14 protein-coding genes are annotated in these 16913 nt (G+C 35.0%); 3 read left to right on the top strand and 11 right to left on the bottom strand.

What is annotated here, in order from left to right; all coding sequences use genetic code 11:
- Positions 1-11 precede the first annotated feature (11 nt).
- The 5 genes from GJV76_RS15930 to GJV76_RS11065 are packed head-to-tail and all read right to left on the bottom strand — an operon-like array spanning position 12 to position 6205.
- A complete protein-coding gene (locus tag GJV76_RS15930; protein ID WP_230381540.1) occupies positions 12-1103 on the bottom strand; it encodes an ABC transporter permease in 1092 nt (363 codons plus the stop codon).
- A gap of 2 nt (positions 1104-1105) precedes the next feature.
- Positions 1106-3481, bottom strand: coding sequence for an ABC transporter permease (locus GJV76_RS11080; RefSeq protein ID WP_155092683.1), 2376 nt, complete (start codon positions 3479-3481; stop codon positions 1106-1108).
- Positions 3482-3483: 2 nt separating this feature from the next.
- On the bottom strand, positions 3484-4236 hold the full coding sequence (locus GJV76_RS11075) for a GIN domain-containing protein (protein ID WP_155092682.1): 753 nt from the start codon (positions 4234-4236) through the stop codon (positions 3484-3486).
- A gap of 3 nt (positions 4237-4239) precedes the next feature.
- Positions 4240-4923: an ABC transporter ATP-binding protein gene (locus GJV76_RS11070; protein ID WP_196216225.1), complete on the bottom strand. Its 684-nt coding sequence runs from the start codon at positions 4921-4923 to the stop codon at positions 4240-4242.
- 25 nt (positions 4924-4948) lie between these two features.
- Complete coding sequence (locus GJV76_RS11065) at positions 4949-6205, bottom strand: efflux RND transporter periplasmic adaptor subunit (RefSeq protein ID WP_230381539.1); 1257 nt, start codon at positions 6203-6205, stop codon at positions 4949-4951.
- A 139-nt stretch (positions 6206-6344) separates the two neighbouring features.
- Between GJV76_RS11065 and GJV76_RS11060 the strand changes: the two genes are divergently transcribed.
- Together GJV76_RS11060 and GJV76_RS11055 are read left to right on the top strand one after the other, a co-directional pair.
- Positions 6345-7691, top strand: a complete 1347-nt coding sequence (locus tag GJV76_RS11060) for a sigma-54-dependent transcriptional regulator (RefSeq protein WP_155092680.1) — start codon at positions 6345-6347, stop codon at positions 7689-7691.
- 13 nt (positions 7692-7704) lie between these two features.
- Entirely contained in the window at positions 7705-9030 is a 1326-nt protein-coding gene (locus tag GJV76_RS11055) for a sensor histidine kinase (RefSeq protein ID WP_155092679.1), read from the top strand.
- Between the two features lie 94 nt (positions 9031-9124).
- Here the strand turns inward: GJV76_RS11055 and GJV76_RS11050 are convergent, their stop codons facing one another.
- The 6 genes from GJV76_RS11050 to GJV76_RS11025 form a co-directional block, all read right to left on the bottom strand.
- On the bottom strand, positions 9125-9364 hold the full coding sequence (locus GJV76_RS11050; RefSeq protein ID WP_196216224.1) for a hypothetical protein: 240 nt from the start codon (positions 9362-9364) through the stop codon (positions 9125-9127).
- A 1047-nt stretch (positions 9365-10411) separates the two neighbouring features.
- Entirely contained in the window at positions 10412-10744 is a 333-nt protein-coding gene (locus tag GJV76_RS11045; protein ID WP_155092677.1) for an MGMT family protein, read from the bottom strand.
- A gap of 2 nt (positions 10745-10746) precedes the next feature.
- Positions 10747-11376, bottom strand: a complete 630-nt coding sequence (locus GJV76_RS11040; RefSeq protein ID WP_155092676.1) for a LysE family translocator — start codon at positions 11374-11376, stop codon at positions 10747-10749.
- A gap of 1 nt (position 11377) precedes the next feature.
- Entirely contained in the window at positions 11378-12049 is a 672-nt protein-coding gene (gene trmB / locus GJV76_RS11035) for a tRNA (guanosine(46)-N7)-methyltransferase TrmB (protein ID WP_160339746.1), read from the bottom strand.
- 81 nt (positions 12050-12130) lie between these two features.
- Positions 12131-13207 (bottom strand): sensor histidine kinase, encoded by a 1077-nt coding sequence (locus GJV76_RS11030; protein ID WP_155092675.1) that lies wholly within the window; start codon positions 13205-13207, stop codon positions 12131-12133.
- A gap of 22 nt (positions 13208-13229) precedes the next feature.
- Positions 13230-13925: a response regulator transcription factor gene (locus tag GJV76_RS11025; RefSeq protein WP_155092701.1), complete on the bottom strand. Its 696-nt coding sequence runs from the start codon at positions 13923-13925 to the stop codon at positions 13230-13232.
- A gap of 180 nt (positions 13926-14105) precedes the next feature.
- Between GJV76_RS11025 and GJV76_RS11020 the strand changes: the two genes are divergently transcribed.
- On the top strand, positions 14106-16850 hold the full coding sequence (locus tag GJV76_RS11020) for a TonB-dependent receptor (RefSeq protein WP_155092674.1): 2745 nt from the start codon (positions 14106-14108) through the stop codon (positions 16848-16850).
- Positions 16851-16913: the final 63 nt, after the last annotated feature.

The raw sequence follows: 16913 nt of genomic DNA, 5'->3' as shown, positions 1-16913 counted from the left end.
AATATATTGATTTAAGGCAACAGTAATTCCATAACGCAAATAGCCAATACAAAACTTGTGAGAACCATTAAGGACGACTCAAAAATGCATTGTAAATAAATATCCATTCGCTTTGCCCCTAATACTTTACGTACTCCTATTTCTTTGCCTCTTTCCATCATTTGGGTTAAACTCAAATTGATATAATTAAAAATCGAGAGTAGTAGTAAAGCAACAGATAAACCAATTGTTATATACAACAAATTCAAATTTGCGCTCGCCTCTGAAAAGAAGTATTTGCCATTCATCATATGTATATCTTTCAAAGAGTAAAAAGTAGGTCTGGTAAGCATATCACCAATTACGGTTTTCTTATACTCATCTAAACTCATCCCTTTATCTTTGGCTGCTCCCGCATAGAGATTGTCATCTATCACACTTTCGATGATTTCACTTACTCTATGAGTATCTTTTGTTTTAACAAGCATTGGAGTACTGGCTGATCCCCAATCATTGTTAGTCATTGCTTCTTGCGTTAACGAATGAGTCACTAATTCAGGCATCAACGAACTTCTCTTCTTTCCAATTTCGTATACTCCTGCTACAATATAGTTCTGATCATCGAATAAAATCTCCTGTCCAATAGGGTTAACCCCTTGACCAAATATACGTTCAGCCAAAGTCACTTCTAATGCTACATCATTCAAATTAACTAATGCTGTCTGTGCATTACCATATACAAAATCATAGGGAAAGAATGAAAAAAAGGTATTCTGTGAATCAAGTGCTTTCTTTACTTCAAAAGACTTTCCATTGCGATTAACAGTCACTGATCTATAATATCCATAATACATATAAGATTCTACAGCGCCTGAATTATCGTGAATATACCTTCCTAAAGTCAAAGGTTGTGAACTATACATCATTCGTTTACCTAAATTCTCAATTACATAGACCTCATCCTTATTCGGATTCCATTGATTATAGCTCTTCTCTTCCAGATAATATAACGATGCCAATGTAATTGACGCAATACCAATCGCCAATCCTACCACTGTCAACAAGAAGTACATCTTGTGCTTCATCGTATTGTACCAATAAATTTTCAACCAGTTCTTTAGCATCTCTATTCGTGTTTTAAATAGTTTATTACTTTAAAATTCAAAGCCTTCAATACCTTCAGTAACAATATAGCTGTCACAATAAATAACAGCACAAGAAAGGAAATAACAAAAGGCATAAATGATATACCCTCTTTGTATACAAAGCGTTGCAACCATTTATCCATCAATAAGAAAGTGGGTACAGCAGCGATACAGAAAGAGATAAAAACAGCTATTATAAAAGGAAATATCAACTGTATCAAAAGCGTTCTTGTACTTGCTCCCAATACTTTTCGGATAACCAATTCCTTCATCTTCTGTTCCAATACAAAAGACAATGTTGCATATAATCCAAAAAGTGAAATAAGCACTACTGCTAAATTCCAAAGGACAAACATATTGCGTTGAGAAATTACCCTTTCATAAGTAAAAGCGATATGATCTTTAATCGTCATCACTTCGAATGGATACTCCACATCCACATTCACAATCCAGTAAGCTAAAATCCTTTCCATTGTTTCCTCACTCTCGTCCTTATCAATCTTAATTGATAAAGATTCTATCATATAGGGAAGAAATTCTATATCTCGCCATTTAAAAAAGATAGTTGGCTTTACTCTTTGTTCAAATCCACTATTGTAAAAATCCGCTATAACTGATTCTATAACATAAGTAACTCCTTCAAATGAAATTACTTCTCCTATAACCTCCTCTATAGGAACTCCCATTTTTTGAACAAACTTTTGATTAACTACAACAGTAGATACTTCTGAAGGAATATCTACTTCTTTAGCTAAAACACGCGAACCTATTAATGTAAGATACTCGTCATCTACCCCTTCAAGTACAAAATCACTTACTAACTGTTGCCCAAAATAAGCTATATGATTACTACTCATTGACTTGCTCTTAAATGACAAAGTAGATAAGGCAACTCCGTCAACCCCTTTAATCTCTTTAATCTGGTCGATTATCTTCTCTCCTTTGTAGAACTTACGCCTAATTTGCTGTGTATATAATTTGACTTGCAAAACCTCCTCGTATTCAAATCCTAATGGTTGACGCTTAACATACTCCACCTGACTGTGAATAATCAAGGCTCCTATCATAAAGAAAAAGGCAATGATCAACTGTAAAACAACCAAACACATACGCCATTTCATCGAAATCAATAATGAACCCTGTACCTTATTGACAATATGCTTACGAGTAATATAATTAGCATAAATAGCGGGGATAAATCCCCCTAATACTATAACAACAACACTAATTATAGCGATAATATCAAATGACTCAACAAAAGAAAACAGCAATGTCTTGTGCAAAAACTGATTGTATACGGGTAAGCTAATTTCTATAAATACCAATGTGACAAGTAGTGATAAGATTAAGTTGAGCAGTGTCTCAAACACGATCTGAAAAACGAGTTGAAACTTACTTGCTCCCACTATTTTTCGAATACTAAACTCTTTGGCTCTTATTAAAACACTTGTTTGATTTAATATGATATAATTTAGAATACTCAGTATAAAAATGAGAATAGAACAAGCAGTGATTAGGTTAACAGTATCATGCTTTGTCTTACCTTCCAAAAGGGCAGTCTGTTTAGAAACAAACCTACCTTCTCTAAAAGAGGATAAACTAACTGAAACATCTTCTCCTTCATCAAAAAACTTATTCGCTCGCTTTTGTTGCTTAAATGTATCTGCTAAATATCTTGAAACCAAAAGCGTATCTCCCTCGTGCTTCATCTTTACCAGTAAGCCTCCAATATTTTCTTGCCACAGTGATTTACTTTCCTCCTTATGCCATTCCATATTAGCCAGTACCACCTGTGGTCGAATAGTCACATTCTTATTCAGTTGATACACTCCTCTTACTATATAAGGCTGATGAGCCAAAGACAACGTATCGCCAATTGGATTCTTATCGCCAAAAAAAAACTGAGCGACCTCATTCGAGATAGCTATAGAATAGTCATCTTGAAAAACCTCATCTGCCCTTCCATAGACAAAATCGAAGGGAACAAAGTCAAAAAAGCTCCTTTGTGTATTCAATATCCCCTTTTGCACACGATTACTTAGTGTGCTTGCTGCATAAAATTCGAGGTACTCTACTGCAAAATAACAATAGTTGTCAACCAAACTATTTTGCTGTAAAGAAGGCCCAACCCCTGCAGGTATATAAATTGAATTGGCTTCTGTACCTACATCAATATTTACTTCATATATCTTATCCACCTCAGGTATCCAACGGTTATACCCATATTCATCTTGATAGTGAATAGTCCCAAGTACAACCGCACTGATTCCAAGTGCTAATCCCAAGATATTCCACAAGAAAAAATACCTTGATTTATTGATGAACGCAATATATAGTTTAAGCCAATTCTGCAACATTATTACTTTGATTTCACAGACCCCATTGAGTCAGTATATTTCTTTAATTCTTTCGGTGTGTTATAATAGACCACTTTTCCCATTGAATCTGCATAAGCATTTAGGCTTTCTGTAGGATATACCAATGCTTTCCCCATTGAATCTGCTTCCACTTTGACGTTTTTAGCCTTTAAGTCTTTACCGTCAAATGTTGCTGCACTATCGACATTAACAGTTAGCGACTCTACATCTCCACTGACAGTAACCTTAGCAGCAGAATCTATATTTGCCTTTATAGAAGTTGCTGATATATTCCCTTTAAACCATCCAGCAGAATCTATATTCAAGCTCACTGAATTTGCCTGAAAATCTCCTTGAAGACCACCATTCGCATCAACGCCTACAGTAAGGCTATTCACTTTCATCCTCCCGCTTACATATACTTTTGCAACAGCACTAACCGAAAACTTTTCAATACTCTTTTGGCTGAGGTAGACATTTACAGTTCCAATTCCCAGATTTCTTCGTTTACTTTTAGTATCTACATCAACAACAACTTTCTGACCTACCTGCCTTACAGAGATATACTCAATTACATCTTCCTTTGCTTCAACCTTTATGACATTATCGTCCTTCGTCGCATCGACATAGACGTTAATAGGGTAAGACACATCCAGAGCAACAATACTCCCTGTTATATCAACTGTTTTTGTCGTTTGGGCACTCATCACCCAAGACATTAAAAACAAGAAGAAACTAATTATTATACGTACCATAATTTATTCTGCAAAAACATCAACAATCTTTGTATTGATCTTTTCAGATAGGATCATACCGTCTTTCATCAAAATAGTACGCTCTGAATAAGATGCATCATGGTTAGAGTGAGTCACCATAATTATAGTCGCTCCCTGTTGATGAAGTTCAGTTAACAACTCCATAACTTCTCCCCCATTTTTACTGTCTAAATTTCCAGTTGGCTCATCGGCTAAAACAATCTTGGGATTTGTAACCAAAGCACGTCCTACCGCAACACGCTGCTGTTGACCACCTGACAATTGTTGAGGATAATGTTTCAATCGGTGTACAATATTTAAGCGTTCTGCAATTTCCATTACACGCTTTTTGCGCTCACTGCTCCCCACTTTATTATAAAGTAAAGGCAGCTCTATATTATCGTACACTGATAACTCATCTATCAAGTTAAAGTTCTGAAAGATAAAACCAATATTCTCTTTTCTTACTTGTGAACGCTGTCCTTCAGTTAGTCCAACCATTTCTTTGTCTAACAAGAGATAGCTACCTCCTGTTACACTATCAAGTAATCCGATGATATTAAGCAACGTTGACTTTCCACAACCTGAAGGTCCCATTACAGAGATAAACTCTCCTTTTCTCACCTCAAGATTCACTTTATTAAGGGCTGTTGTCTCTACCTCTTCTGTTTGAAACACACGAGACATATCTTTAATCTGTATTACCATAATCTCAATTTTTAATATTTAAATATTCAACTCTCAAATAATCTTTATAACTCGATATTATCACTTCTTCCCCTGGCTGTAACCCCGATACTATCTCATAATAGGCTGGATTTTCTCTACCTATTTCTATTTTTCTTCGTTCAGCTCTATTGTTCTTTACGACATAAACCCATTCTCCTAATGTCTCTTGGTAAAAATTACCCTTTGCCAATAAAAGTCTTTTCTCTTTTCCAGATAGGAATAATTTTACACCAAAGGTGCTTCCTTCCTGAAGCTTCAATTCTTTATCTGTTAAGAACTCCAATTGTACTTCGAACCTTCCCTTTTTTACCTCCGGAATAATCTTCTTTACCTCAACCCCTAACAATTGTCCCTTCATATCGATTTGACCTTTCTGACCTACCTGAATGCGTTCAAGATAAAACTCATCAACCTGTGCTACTAATTTATACCCCTTCATAACGTCTATCTTTCCAATGCTCTCACCTGCAGCATAGGTTTTTCCTAAAATTACATCAAAAGATGACAATCGACCCGATATAGGAGCTGTCAATAAGAAATTTTCTTTGTTTTCTCTTAACTTTACAAGACTCTTCTGCATGACAACCATAGATTGCTCTATCTGAGTAAGCTGAACAGCACTTGTCTGCTTTTCTTTGCTAATACTTTCTTCGATTAAGGCCTTGCGCTCTTGTTGATAACGAAAAGATTCCTTTGTGCGTTCCCAATCACTTTTCGACAATACCTCTTGATCATATAGTTTTTTGTTCAACTCATACATTAACTCTGCCTCCTTATAATCATGTTGAACACTAATAAGATCTTTTGTCAAGTTAATCTCTTGATTTCGTATATTCATCTTACTGACATTCAGATTATTCATTTGCTCAATTAACGCATTTTCCTGCGACATAAAGTTGTACTCCGTACTTGGATTATACAATCTCACTAAGGGGTCTCCTTGTTTTACAAACGCACCATTCTCAATGAATAACTCTTGAATAGCACCTCCCTCAACTATATTTATCAACATGGAGTGCAGAGGCTCAACCTGTCCCTGAAAGGAAATATAATCCTCAAAAAAACCTTCCTCAACCGCACGTATGCGAACTTCTTTTCTCTCAACATTCAAAGCGATATTTTGAAAGAAAGTTTTATAAGTAGCGAAAGTTAAAAGTAATATTGCTACAACAATTGCAATTACTTTAACTTTTTTTCTATTTTTACGAGGCAATGCTCTATCCATGTCTTTCTTTTTCAAGTATTTAAAAGGAAAACTATACCAATTAATAAAGAATTGCTAACAACATATTATTCAACAACTTGCAAGATGGAACCTAAAGCAGACTGTTCGATAATGAACACCTTAATGTTCGATTTTGTAAAACCGTCCACTAACTATGAAAAAAACAATTGCTAATATTTTAATTCTCGATGACAACACTGAGATTCTAATAGCTGCAAAAATGCTTTTAAAACGTCATTTCGAAACAGTAAATACGAATACGAACCCAAAAAAGGCTATCGAATACATCTCAACAGAAGAAGTGGACGTTATCCTTTTGGACATGAATTTTAGAGTTGGATTTGAAGACGGAAAAGAGGGTATATTTTGGTTTAAAGAAATAAAGCGCATCTCTCCGAAAACGCAAATTATACTGATGACTTCCTATGGAAATGTTGAAACTGCAGTGGAGGGCATCAAGCTTGGGGCTATTGACTATATACTAAAGCCTTGGAGCAATGAAACTTTAGTAGAAACCATCAAAGTAGCAATCAAACAAACTCGCAAGAAAAAAGCAATGGCCTTAGCCTTACCAGAAAAAGACAATGTGTTTGTCGGTCAAGCACCTTCGATTGAAAAGGTGTACAATATGGCAAATAGAGTAGCCAAAACAGATGTTAATGCTTTAATCTTAGGAGAGAATGGTACGGGAAAATATGTCCTTGCCAAACACATCCACGACAATTCTACACGTCGTGATAAGCCATTTATTCACGTTGACTTAGGCTCACTCAATGAGAATTTATTTGAAAGTGAATTGTTTGGTTATGCTAAAGGCGCTTTTACAGATGCTAAACAGGATACAGAAGGTCGATTCGAAGCGGCCAATGGCGGTACAATCTTTTTGGATGAAATTGGCAATGTTCCCCTTCACTTGCAAGCAAAATTACTTCAAGTGATCCAATCAAAAAGTGTGATTCGACTGGGAGAATCTAAACAGAGAGCAGTGGATATACGCATCATTACAGCTACGAATACTGACTTAGAACAAGAAGTACAAAACAAACTCTTCAGAGAAGACTTATACTATCGAATCAATACGGTTGTTTTGAATCTACCTCCATTGCGCGAACGCAAAGAAGATATCATTCCCCTTGTCAATTTCTTTCTGGAACAGTATGCAAACAAATACGACCGCGCGATTCCCAATATCAAAACAGATGTCCTTGAAACACTTGAACAGTACGATTGGAAGGGTAATATTCGGGAAATGCAAAACCGAATTGAACGAGCGATGATCTTATCTGAAGAAAATGATTTGGCAATAAGCGATTTCGGTATTTCTTTAACAATGGTCATACCCCAAAATCAAGAAGAAAATACCCTACAAGATATGGAGCGTATTTCTATCGTCAAATGCCTTGAAAAACACGAGGGAAATATATCCCAAACGGCAGAAGAACTTGGTTTGTCAAGAGCTGCACTTTATAGACGATTAGAAAAATACAATATTAAAAATTAAAGTTACTTTAGCTATGTCATTCCACATCAAAGCATTTTTACGCATTTTCACCATATTGTTACTCGGGCTTTTAGCAGTAGTTGTCTTTGAACAGAAACTTAACTACTCCCTTGTATTGATTAGCTTCGTAATTATCATGCTATTTGTTGAGTTTTACTACTTTCAGAAAAAGTACTACAATACCATAGACAGGGTCGTCCTTGCTATGCTCTATGAAGACTATAGCTTAAAGACTTCCAAACCTCAAAAAAACGACACTTTTGACAATCTGCAAAAGCTCTATCACAAATTGCAAAATGACCAAATGAAAAATGAGGTTAAAGAACTCGTTTACCTCAACATATTAAACAGCTTAGAAACAGGAATTATCATCTTTGAAAGAAAGGTAGATACGTGGGAGCTTTTCCTTGTCAACAATTATTTCTCTGAACTATTTGACATCCCAAAAGTAAAGACATGGTACAATCTCAACCGATTACTACCTTCATTGACCAATCATATTACCCAACTTGGGTTCAAAGAATCGAAAGGGTCTATTGACCTCCAAATAGAGAATGAAAATAAACAGACGTTCATGCTACAAACTTCAAAAACAGTAAGTCATGACCAAGAATACTTTATTGTCCTATTAGACTCGATACAAAATGTTTTAGACAAAAAAGAAAAGGATACCTGGGAAAACTTAATGAAAATTATTTCTCATGAAATCATGAATTCACTAACTCCTATTCACTCGCTTGCACATAATACACAACAAATCTTAAACGATAATACAGAGCTTACCTCGGAAGACTTAGAAGATATCAAAATTAGTGTACAAACGATTGTCAATAGAACAGACCACTTAAAGCACTTTATTGATAATTACAGGAGATTGACTATGTTGCCAAGTCCAAAAAAACAGATTACAAATCTAAAATCTCTATTAAATAATAGTATCGAAACTTTGCAACCACTGTTTAAAAAAAGCGGTATTTCTGTAAAAGTAAACCTGGCTGACAATGTCCTATTAAACGTAGATAAACAACAGATAGAACAAGTATTTATCAACTTGTTAACCAACGCAATTTACGCTGTACTCAAGCAACCTACCAAGCAAATAACGGTAGATCTATACGAAAAGAATAATCGTATCTACATCGACTTTACAGATTCAGGTAGTGGGATTGCCGAGGAAATTCAACACAAAATATTTATACCTTTTTACACCACTCGCGAAGAAGGTGCTGGTATCGGACTACCGCTCTCTAAGAATATTGTAGAGATGCACAATGGGTATCTAACGTACCACAGACGAGAAGAAAGAACAGTCTTCAGCCTTAACTTCCCACTGTATTAAATTAATTAAAGAATTAGAAATTAGACACAAAGAAGCTGTGCCTACCACATCATGTACAGATATATTATAATCTACTAAGATCGACAGCGTGGGCTTACAGACCATGCTTTATCACATATTCTGCATTTGTCAATTTCACCTTTTTCAACTGCAACTCTACGCCTTGAAGCACTATTCCATTATTGACAACTGGATTCGCTAACCTTCTATAAAAAGAAAGCGTATCCGTAGATAATTCTTTAATTACCACCATATCTCCCAAAACTAAATCCCCTTCACCGTCAAGTGTATAAATACAGTTATCTCTCAAATCGTACTTTACTTTTTTGATCAATACTATTCACTTTCCTTCTTTGTCTATACCATTATACTTAAAATACTCTATGCTTTCTTCACCAAAAGTTATAACCAACAACTTACAGTGATTAGGGCTTTCATCTCCCACTTCACTTACCATATTCCCATCTATACCATATACCTTCGAATACACAAATTCCCAAGACCCGAAAAGGTCTTTCTTAATATAGGAGAAACACCTATAACCACTTGATTAACAAGTAGTCACCACCTTAAAAAAAGATAACACTAAAAACAAAAAGCTTTTCATAACTATTTTTGACTTCTAAAATTACACATTAAAATGCAATAACTCATCCTCAATATCTTTAGTTTCTTTAATCTATTCAACAACACCCCAAACTATCTTCAAGACCGATATAATTTCTAACCAATCAAAACACTAAAAGGCATATACTCTTAATAATCAACAACTTAAAGCATTACAATCTCAATCGTATTACTAAACAAGAGTTCTACAGCTTAAAGAAGTGAAAAAATATAAAAAACCTTGAACTCGATAATAGAAAAGAAAAAATACTATCAATATGAAGACTTTAAGATACAGATATTTAAGCACTAACTAAAGTTAATTCTATCTTATCTAATGACAAAATTACCAAAATCAATGAGGAGGTTGATGAATTTTAAAAAGCAGATTAGCATACTTTATAAGAGGGGGTGGCTTGCACTTCCTTGGGGTTTTCTTGCACTTTTCTAGGGGTTTACTTGCCTAGAGGGCCTTTTTGTCGAAGAAAGGTGCAAGAAAACCCCAAGCAATGTCTTTGTATGTCGCTACAAAGCGATAGGTAAGTTGCCAATAAATATGCAGAAGCGATAATCCGAAGGCTTAAATCGAATGAATAGTAAAAGAAGAATCCTAATAGACTTACAATAAGTATAAAAAAGATATCTAGAAAAAAATAGCAATCATTTTACTTTCAAAATTTGATGTAAACAAACTAATACAAAATATGAGCTATTGGCATCTAAACAACAAGAGAATAATATGCCTCTGTAGAAAAAGGGGAATTTTTAAAACTATTTATTCTCCTTCGTACACGGTAGGTTCCCAAAGGAGTTCTTTAAAATTGACTACTTTATTATCAACAACTTCCACTCCTTCACTCTCCAATAACTGTTGCATTAGATTCGTTCCATCGAAGTGAAATTTGCCTGTAAGTAGTCCATTGCGATTAACTACGCGATGAGCAGGAACTGTATCGTCATCATGCGAGGCATTCATCGCATAACCAACCATACGTGCAGATCGAGCTGCACCGATAGCCCTGGCGATAGCACCATATGTAGTTACTCTACCATGAGGTATTTGCCTAACTACGGCATAGACGCGTTCAAAAAAATTCTGTTCCTTCATCTTTAACGCAATAACTTATAAACCGTAATTAAACTAATAATCGCAGTAATACTACCTATAATGTAATTGATGTTCTTTAGGATAAAAGCATCTTCCCTGGTAATCTTCTTAAAGAAGTAGATATACATATAAAACATCAAAGCCGATCCCATCACTACTCCTAACGAAAATAGTATAGTGTAGATTTGATCAAAGATATGGTAATCGTACGTGGCTAATGTTATACTCAAAAAGACATAGAAAGGAATAGAAAAAACATTGATAGAGGCCAACAGGATTCCCTGTAGAAACGGAGTTTGTCTTTTGGGAATGTCTCCTTGGTGTTTTCTTTTTTCTTTGCGCTTAGCAAAGAAAAAAAAGTAGATCGTCAATACTGAAAAAATTGCCAGTCCAATCTCGTGTAAAGCTTCCGTAATAGCAGGACTCGATTCAATCAATCGAGAGAAAAATATAGCGATAAAAGTCTGAATAAATATTACACTCAAAGCCCCGCAGATATATTTAAAGGCATCGTTGTACCCATATTCCTGCGAAATCTTTACAGCAGTCATGTTCAACAGTCCTGGGAGAGAAACTCCAAGGACTGCTGCCATAAAACCATATAATAGTAATATTATTCCTTCTACTTCCATTCTATTTTATTCTAAATTGAATGTAAGTAATAGGTTTATTTTCCTCTAAATATTGTGACTCGTAAAATGTTTGAATTTCAGTAACCACTGCTGGAGCACCTTCATTTTTATAAATATGGTGATTTGCATACAATACCTCATGACCTTCTCCGTGAAGAAGTCCTAAAGTATATCCATGCATAAACTCGCTATCCGTCTTAAGATTCATAATACCATCCGCTGTAAGGATATTCTTATATCTCTTCAGAAACTCAGAGTTGGTAAGACGGTGTTTAGTGCGTTTATATTTTATCTGTGGATCAGGGAAAGTAATCCAAATTTCACTAACTTCTCCTTGTGCGAAAGCATATTCAATCAACTCTATTTGCGTGCGTAAGAATGCAACATTAGTCATTCCAGACTCTACAGCAGTCTTTGCTCCACGCCAAAATCGAGCTCCTTTAATGTCAATGCCAATGAAGTTTTTCTCAGGGAAACGCTTAGCTAACTCAACTGTATATTCACCCTTTCCACATCCTAATTCCAAAACAATCGGATTGTCATTTTGAAATACTTCTTTTGCCCATTTGCCTTTTTGTGGCAAATTTTCAATCATATCTTCCCTTGTAGGCTGGAAAACGTTACCAAATGTTTCGTTCTCTCTAAATCGCTTTAACTTATTTTTACTTCCCACTATTTATTTTATTTAGAAAAATTTTGAGCAAAAATAATTATTTAAACTTAAAGAAAAACATTCTATGCTATTTTGATCAAACTAATCTGTCGCTAAAGGATCTGCATAAGCGTCTAAAGGAGCCTTTTCTAAAGTAAATGAAAACTCCGATCCATATCCATAACTGCTTTCGACATAGATATGCTCTTCGTGTGCTTCTACGATATGCTTGACAATAGACAAGCCCAATCCAGAGCCCCCTACTTGCCTTGATCCCGTTTTGTCTATTCGATAGAAACGCTCAAAAAGCCTTGGTATGTGCTCCTTCTTGATTCCTTCGCCATTATCTGTTACGCGAATAATCATTTTATTTTGAACTAAATCTTCAATACTCACTTCAGTAGTTCCCTTGTCTTTTCCGTATTTAATTGAGTTACTCACCAAATTAGTCAATACCTGACTAATGCGATCGCGATCGCCCTTCACATAGATTGGCATATCGTAACTCATATCAAACATTAAAGTGATATGTCGCTGTTTTGCCTTGTACTCAAGAAAATAAAACACTTCTTGGATACAAGCTACAATGTCAAATACACCAACTTCTAAATGCAAAGCACCTGTTTCTAATTTAGATATCATATCTAAATCCTTTATGATAAAGGTTAGACGATCCACTCCTTGCATCGCGCGCTCGAGGTATTGATCGCGGATATCAAGATCGTCTATAGCACCATCTTGAAGAGTTTCTAAATAACTTTGGATGGTATATAAAGGAGTTTTCAATTCGTGAGAGATATTCCCTAAATAATCACGGCGATACTCTTCTCTCACTTGAAGAGATTCGATCTCAATCTTCTTGTTTGTAGCAAACTTCTCTATTTCCTCAGTTAGCGTTTGCATATCAGTAGTGACAGCTTTAGATCGCAATTCAGTATGCTCTAATAAAGACACATTGTCGTAGATTTTTTTCACTCTGCGATAGATAAAGTGCTCAACTCTGTACTGAATAATAAAGAAAGAGATAAAGAAAACCAGGATACTGTGGATGATATACAGCCACCATGAAACAGTTGTAAAATAAATAACTAAAGGCATGACTAAAACAAAACCATACAACATGATATACAGTGATGCCTTCAGAGCAAATTTATAAGTCTTCTTGAACTTTACAGACATTAATACGCTATGTTTAAAAATATTAATATTCTACATTTTCAAACTTATATCCCACTCCTTTAATAGTTTTAAAGTAGTCTTCACCTAATTTCTCACGCAATTTTCGAATGTGTACATCAATAGTACGCCCACCCACAATCACATCCATACCCCATATAGACTCCAGTATTTCCTCACGTGTAAATACATAACCGGGTTTAGATGATAGTAAAAAAAGTAGTTCAAACTCTTTTCTCGGAAGGACTAACTCCTCCCCTTTATAATAAGCCTTGTACGTATTCTTGTTCACAAGGAAATAGCCAATCTTAACGACATTCTCATCGATAATCTCATCGATTTTCACTCGTCTTAACAAAGATTGTATTTTACTAACAATAACCTTCTGACGGATAGGTTTAGTTAAATAGTCATCTGCACCTGCAGCAAATCCTGCTATTTGAGAGAAATCCTCCTCACGTGCTGTTAAGAATACAATTACTGTTTCCTCAAAGCCCTCTAAAGTGCGTATCTCTTGACATGCCATAATCCCATCCATCTCAGGCATCATGACATCAAGAATAATTAAATCAGGTCGATATTGCTTTGCTTTTGCTACAGCTTCTACACCATTCAAGGCAGTAACTAAGTTGAAACCCTCCTTTTTCAAATTGTAAACTAAGGGTTCAATATTTTGGAACTCGTCATCTGCGATTAAAATAGTAATATCCTCGTTTTTCATCATAATGTTGTGTGTTTATAGGGCTCAAAGATAGAATATTCTAAAATACAAAAAATTTAGTTTACGATTTTTTAATAACTTAACCATTTAATAACAATGACATAACGATTTGATAATGTTGCCTTAACACTCACTTCACATTCAGTTAAGTTATTTGCGTCAAAACACAACTGAATTTTTATGAAATTATTAAATCTGGTTGCATTAGTTGCAACTACCTGTGCTGTCCAAGCACAATCAGTCAAAGTAAATGGTGTAGTGAGTCACCAAACAACTCAAGAACCACTTGCTTTTGCAACAGTTAGTATTAAAGACCAAACAATCGGTACAAATACTGATATTAACGGAAAGTACGAATTCAATTTAAAACCAGGAAATTACACACTTGTATACCAATACTTAGGGTATAAAACTGCGGAAAAGACCATTCAAGTTATTGAAGACAAACCCCTTAAAGTAAACATGAGTTTAGAGGAGGAAAGTATTCAACTTGAAGGAGTAGTCGTAGAAGCTACACGCTCAAAAAGTAGGGAATCAGCTCTATTACTTGACCAACAAAAAGCAGCAGAAATCAAACAACACATCGGATCTCAAGAATTATCGAGAAAAGGAGTAAGTGATGTTGCGACTGCTGTAACAAAAACAACAGGAATATCTAAACAAGAGGGGTCAGGTACAATCTTCGTAAGAGGACTTGGAGATCGATATAATAGTACATCGTTAAATGGACTGCCTTTGGCGTCAAACGATCCAGAGAAAAAGAATATTGACTTAAATATTTTCTCAACTGATATTGTTGAGTACATATCAATAGACAAGGCTTATAGCGTAAAACAATATGGAGATGTTGCTGGTGCAAATATCGACATCATATCAAAAAAACACCACGGGAATGATTTTCTCGAAATAGGTATCGGGTCGAATGTCAATACAAACGCCATAGGAGAAAGTACATTTTATTCTATCGCTGATAGAAACTCATTTGGTTTTTCAAATACCAAGATTCCAAACAACCCTTTGAGTTCTTTCTCTTTCAATAATTCAACTCAATCCGAAAAGAGAGTTCCGATAGGAACAAGCATAAACGTCAATGGTGGTAAATCATTTTTCTTCGGTGAAGAATCTTCATTGGATCTATTTGCAACTGTTTCTTTTGGAAATAATTTTGGATTCCATGAAGGTCTTTCTGGCTCAGTTCAAGCACAAGATAATTACACTAAAAAATTGAACAGAAAAGTTTATGAGTACAGTACAAATACAACAGCAATGTTTAATGCTGATTACAGTATCAACCCAAAGCACAATATTAAATACAACTTCTTATTTATCAATGACTCAAAAGAGAAAAACGAGCAGTATAACGGGTATATAAGAGATACTACTTCAGAAGAATTAGGAGCTGAAACACTAATATCAAGAGGTACCTATAGACAAGATCGCTTATTTGTCAATCAACTTTTGGGTGATCACGAAATCAATGAGCAACTTAAGTTTAGATGGGGAACGGCATTCAACAGCGTTTCTGCTCAAACCCCAGATAGACAACAATATACGCTAAACAATAATGGGAGTGATTCATATGCCTTCTCTACAAACTCGAGATCAGACAATCACCGTTATTTCGAAGATCTAACAGAGAATGAATTTGCAGCTAACGTAGCTTTAGATTACAGTTTTGCAAAAAACAGTGAGAACCTTTACAAAGGAAAAATGACTGTGGGATACAACTTCCGCAATAAAAAGAGAGATTTCGAAGCCACACAATTTAACTTCCAAATCGTAAATGCACATAACAAAAACATTAACCCATTAGCATTAGACAGTTTCTTTAACCAAGATAATTTTGAAAAAGGGTACTTTAGAACGTATACGTTTAGAGGTGGAGCTGAAACAAAAGATGCGTTAAAACCACAAACTTATACAGGAGATCTTGATATACATTCAGGTTTCATCAATGTTGAATATCAATTGAGTGATCGTTTATCTGGGGTTGTTGGAACGAGATTTGAAACAATCACTCAGAATGTAAAATGGCAAACGCAATTAGACAATGTTGGTAGTGAAAACGAGTTGACTAAAAATGCTTTCTTACCAAGCTTATCTTTAAAATATGAGCTAACAGATATTCAAAACTTGAGATTAGCAGCTTCAAAGACATATACTTTACCACAATTTAAAGAAAGAGCTCTATTCTTATATGAAGATATTACAGAAACGAAAACGGGTAACCCATTCGTTTACGCTTCTGATGACTACAACTTAGATTTGAAATGGGAAATGTTTCCAACAAATGATGAAGTTTACTCAGCAACAGTTTTTGGAAAATACATCCAAAATCCAATTAACGAGGTTACTATAGCTTCTGCATCTAATGACATTTCTTATGTCAACACAGGTGACTATGGATATGCAGTGGGGTTAGAAGTTGAAGTTAGAAAAAACTTAATCTCATTTGACGATGCTGAAACAAACAAAATTACTGGAGGTCTTAATGCGTCTTGGATGAAGACTTACCAAGAATTAGACAATAAAAAAGTGGCAGATGAAAACCCACTTTCGACAAGCTTCACAGAAGAAAACTCATCTTTTACAGGAGCTTCAGATCTATTGATAAACGCAGATTTATCCTATATCAAAGAGTGGAAAGAAAAGAGCTTAATCGCTACTCTATCTTACGCTTACTTCTCGGATAAGATCTATGCGCTGGGAACAGAACAAAGTGGAAACTTAGTAGATAAAGCATTTAATATGTTAGACTTTGCTTTCAAATTTAACTTCAATGAAAATTTTGGAATTAGTTTAAACGCTAAGAACTTACTTAATCCTTCAATCGAAAGAAAACAGGAAAACAAAACACAAGATGTAACAGTACAATCATATAAGTTAGGTTCTAATTTAAGTCTTGGTTTGAAATACACATTCTAAACTAAACTCTAAATTAATTATTCGAAAAGAGGCTGTCTAAAAAGCCTAAAAAACAAAACCCCG

Origin of the sequence: Myroides albus (assembly GCF_009711045.1) — a bacterium.
Taxonomy (GTDB): domain Bacteria; phylum Bacteroidota; class Bacteroidia; order Flavobacteriales; family Flavobacteriaceae; genus Flavobacterium; species Flavobacterium album_A.
The sequence above is the reverse complement of the archived record's forward strand: the minus strand, read 5'-3'. Positions and strand labels throughout refer to the sequence as shown.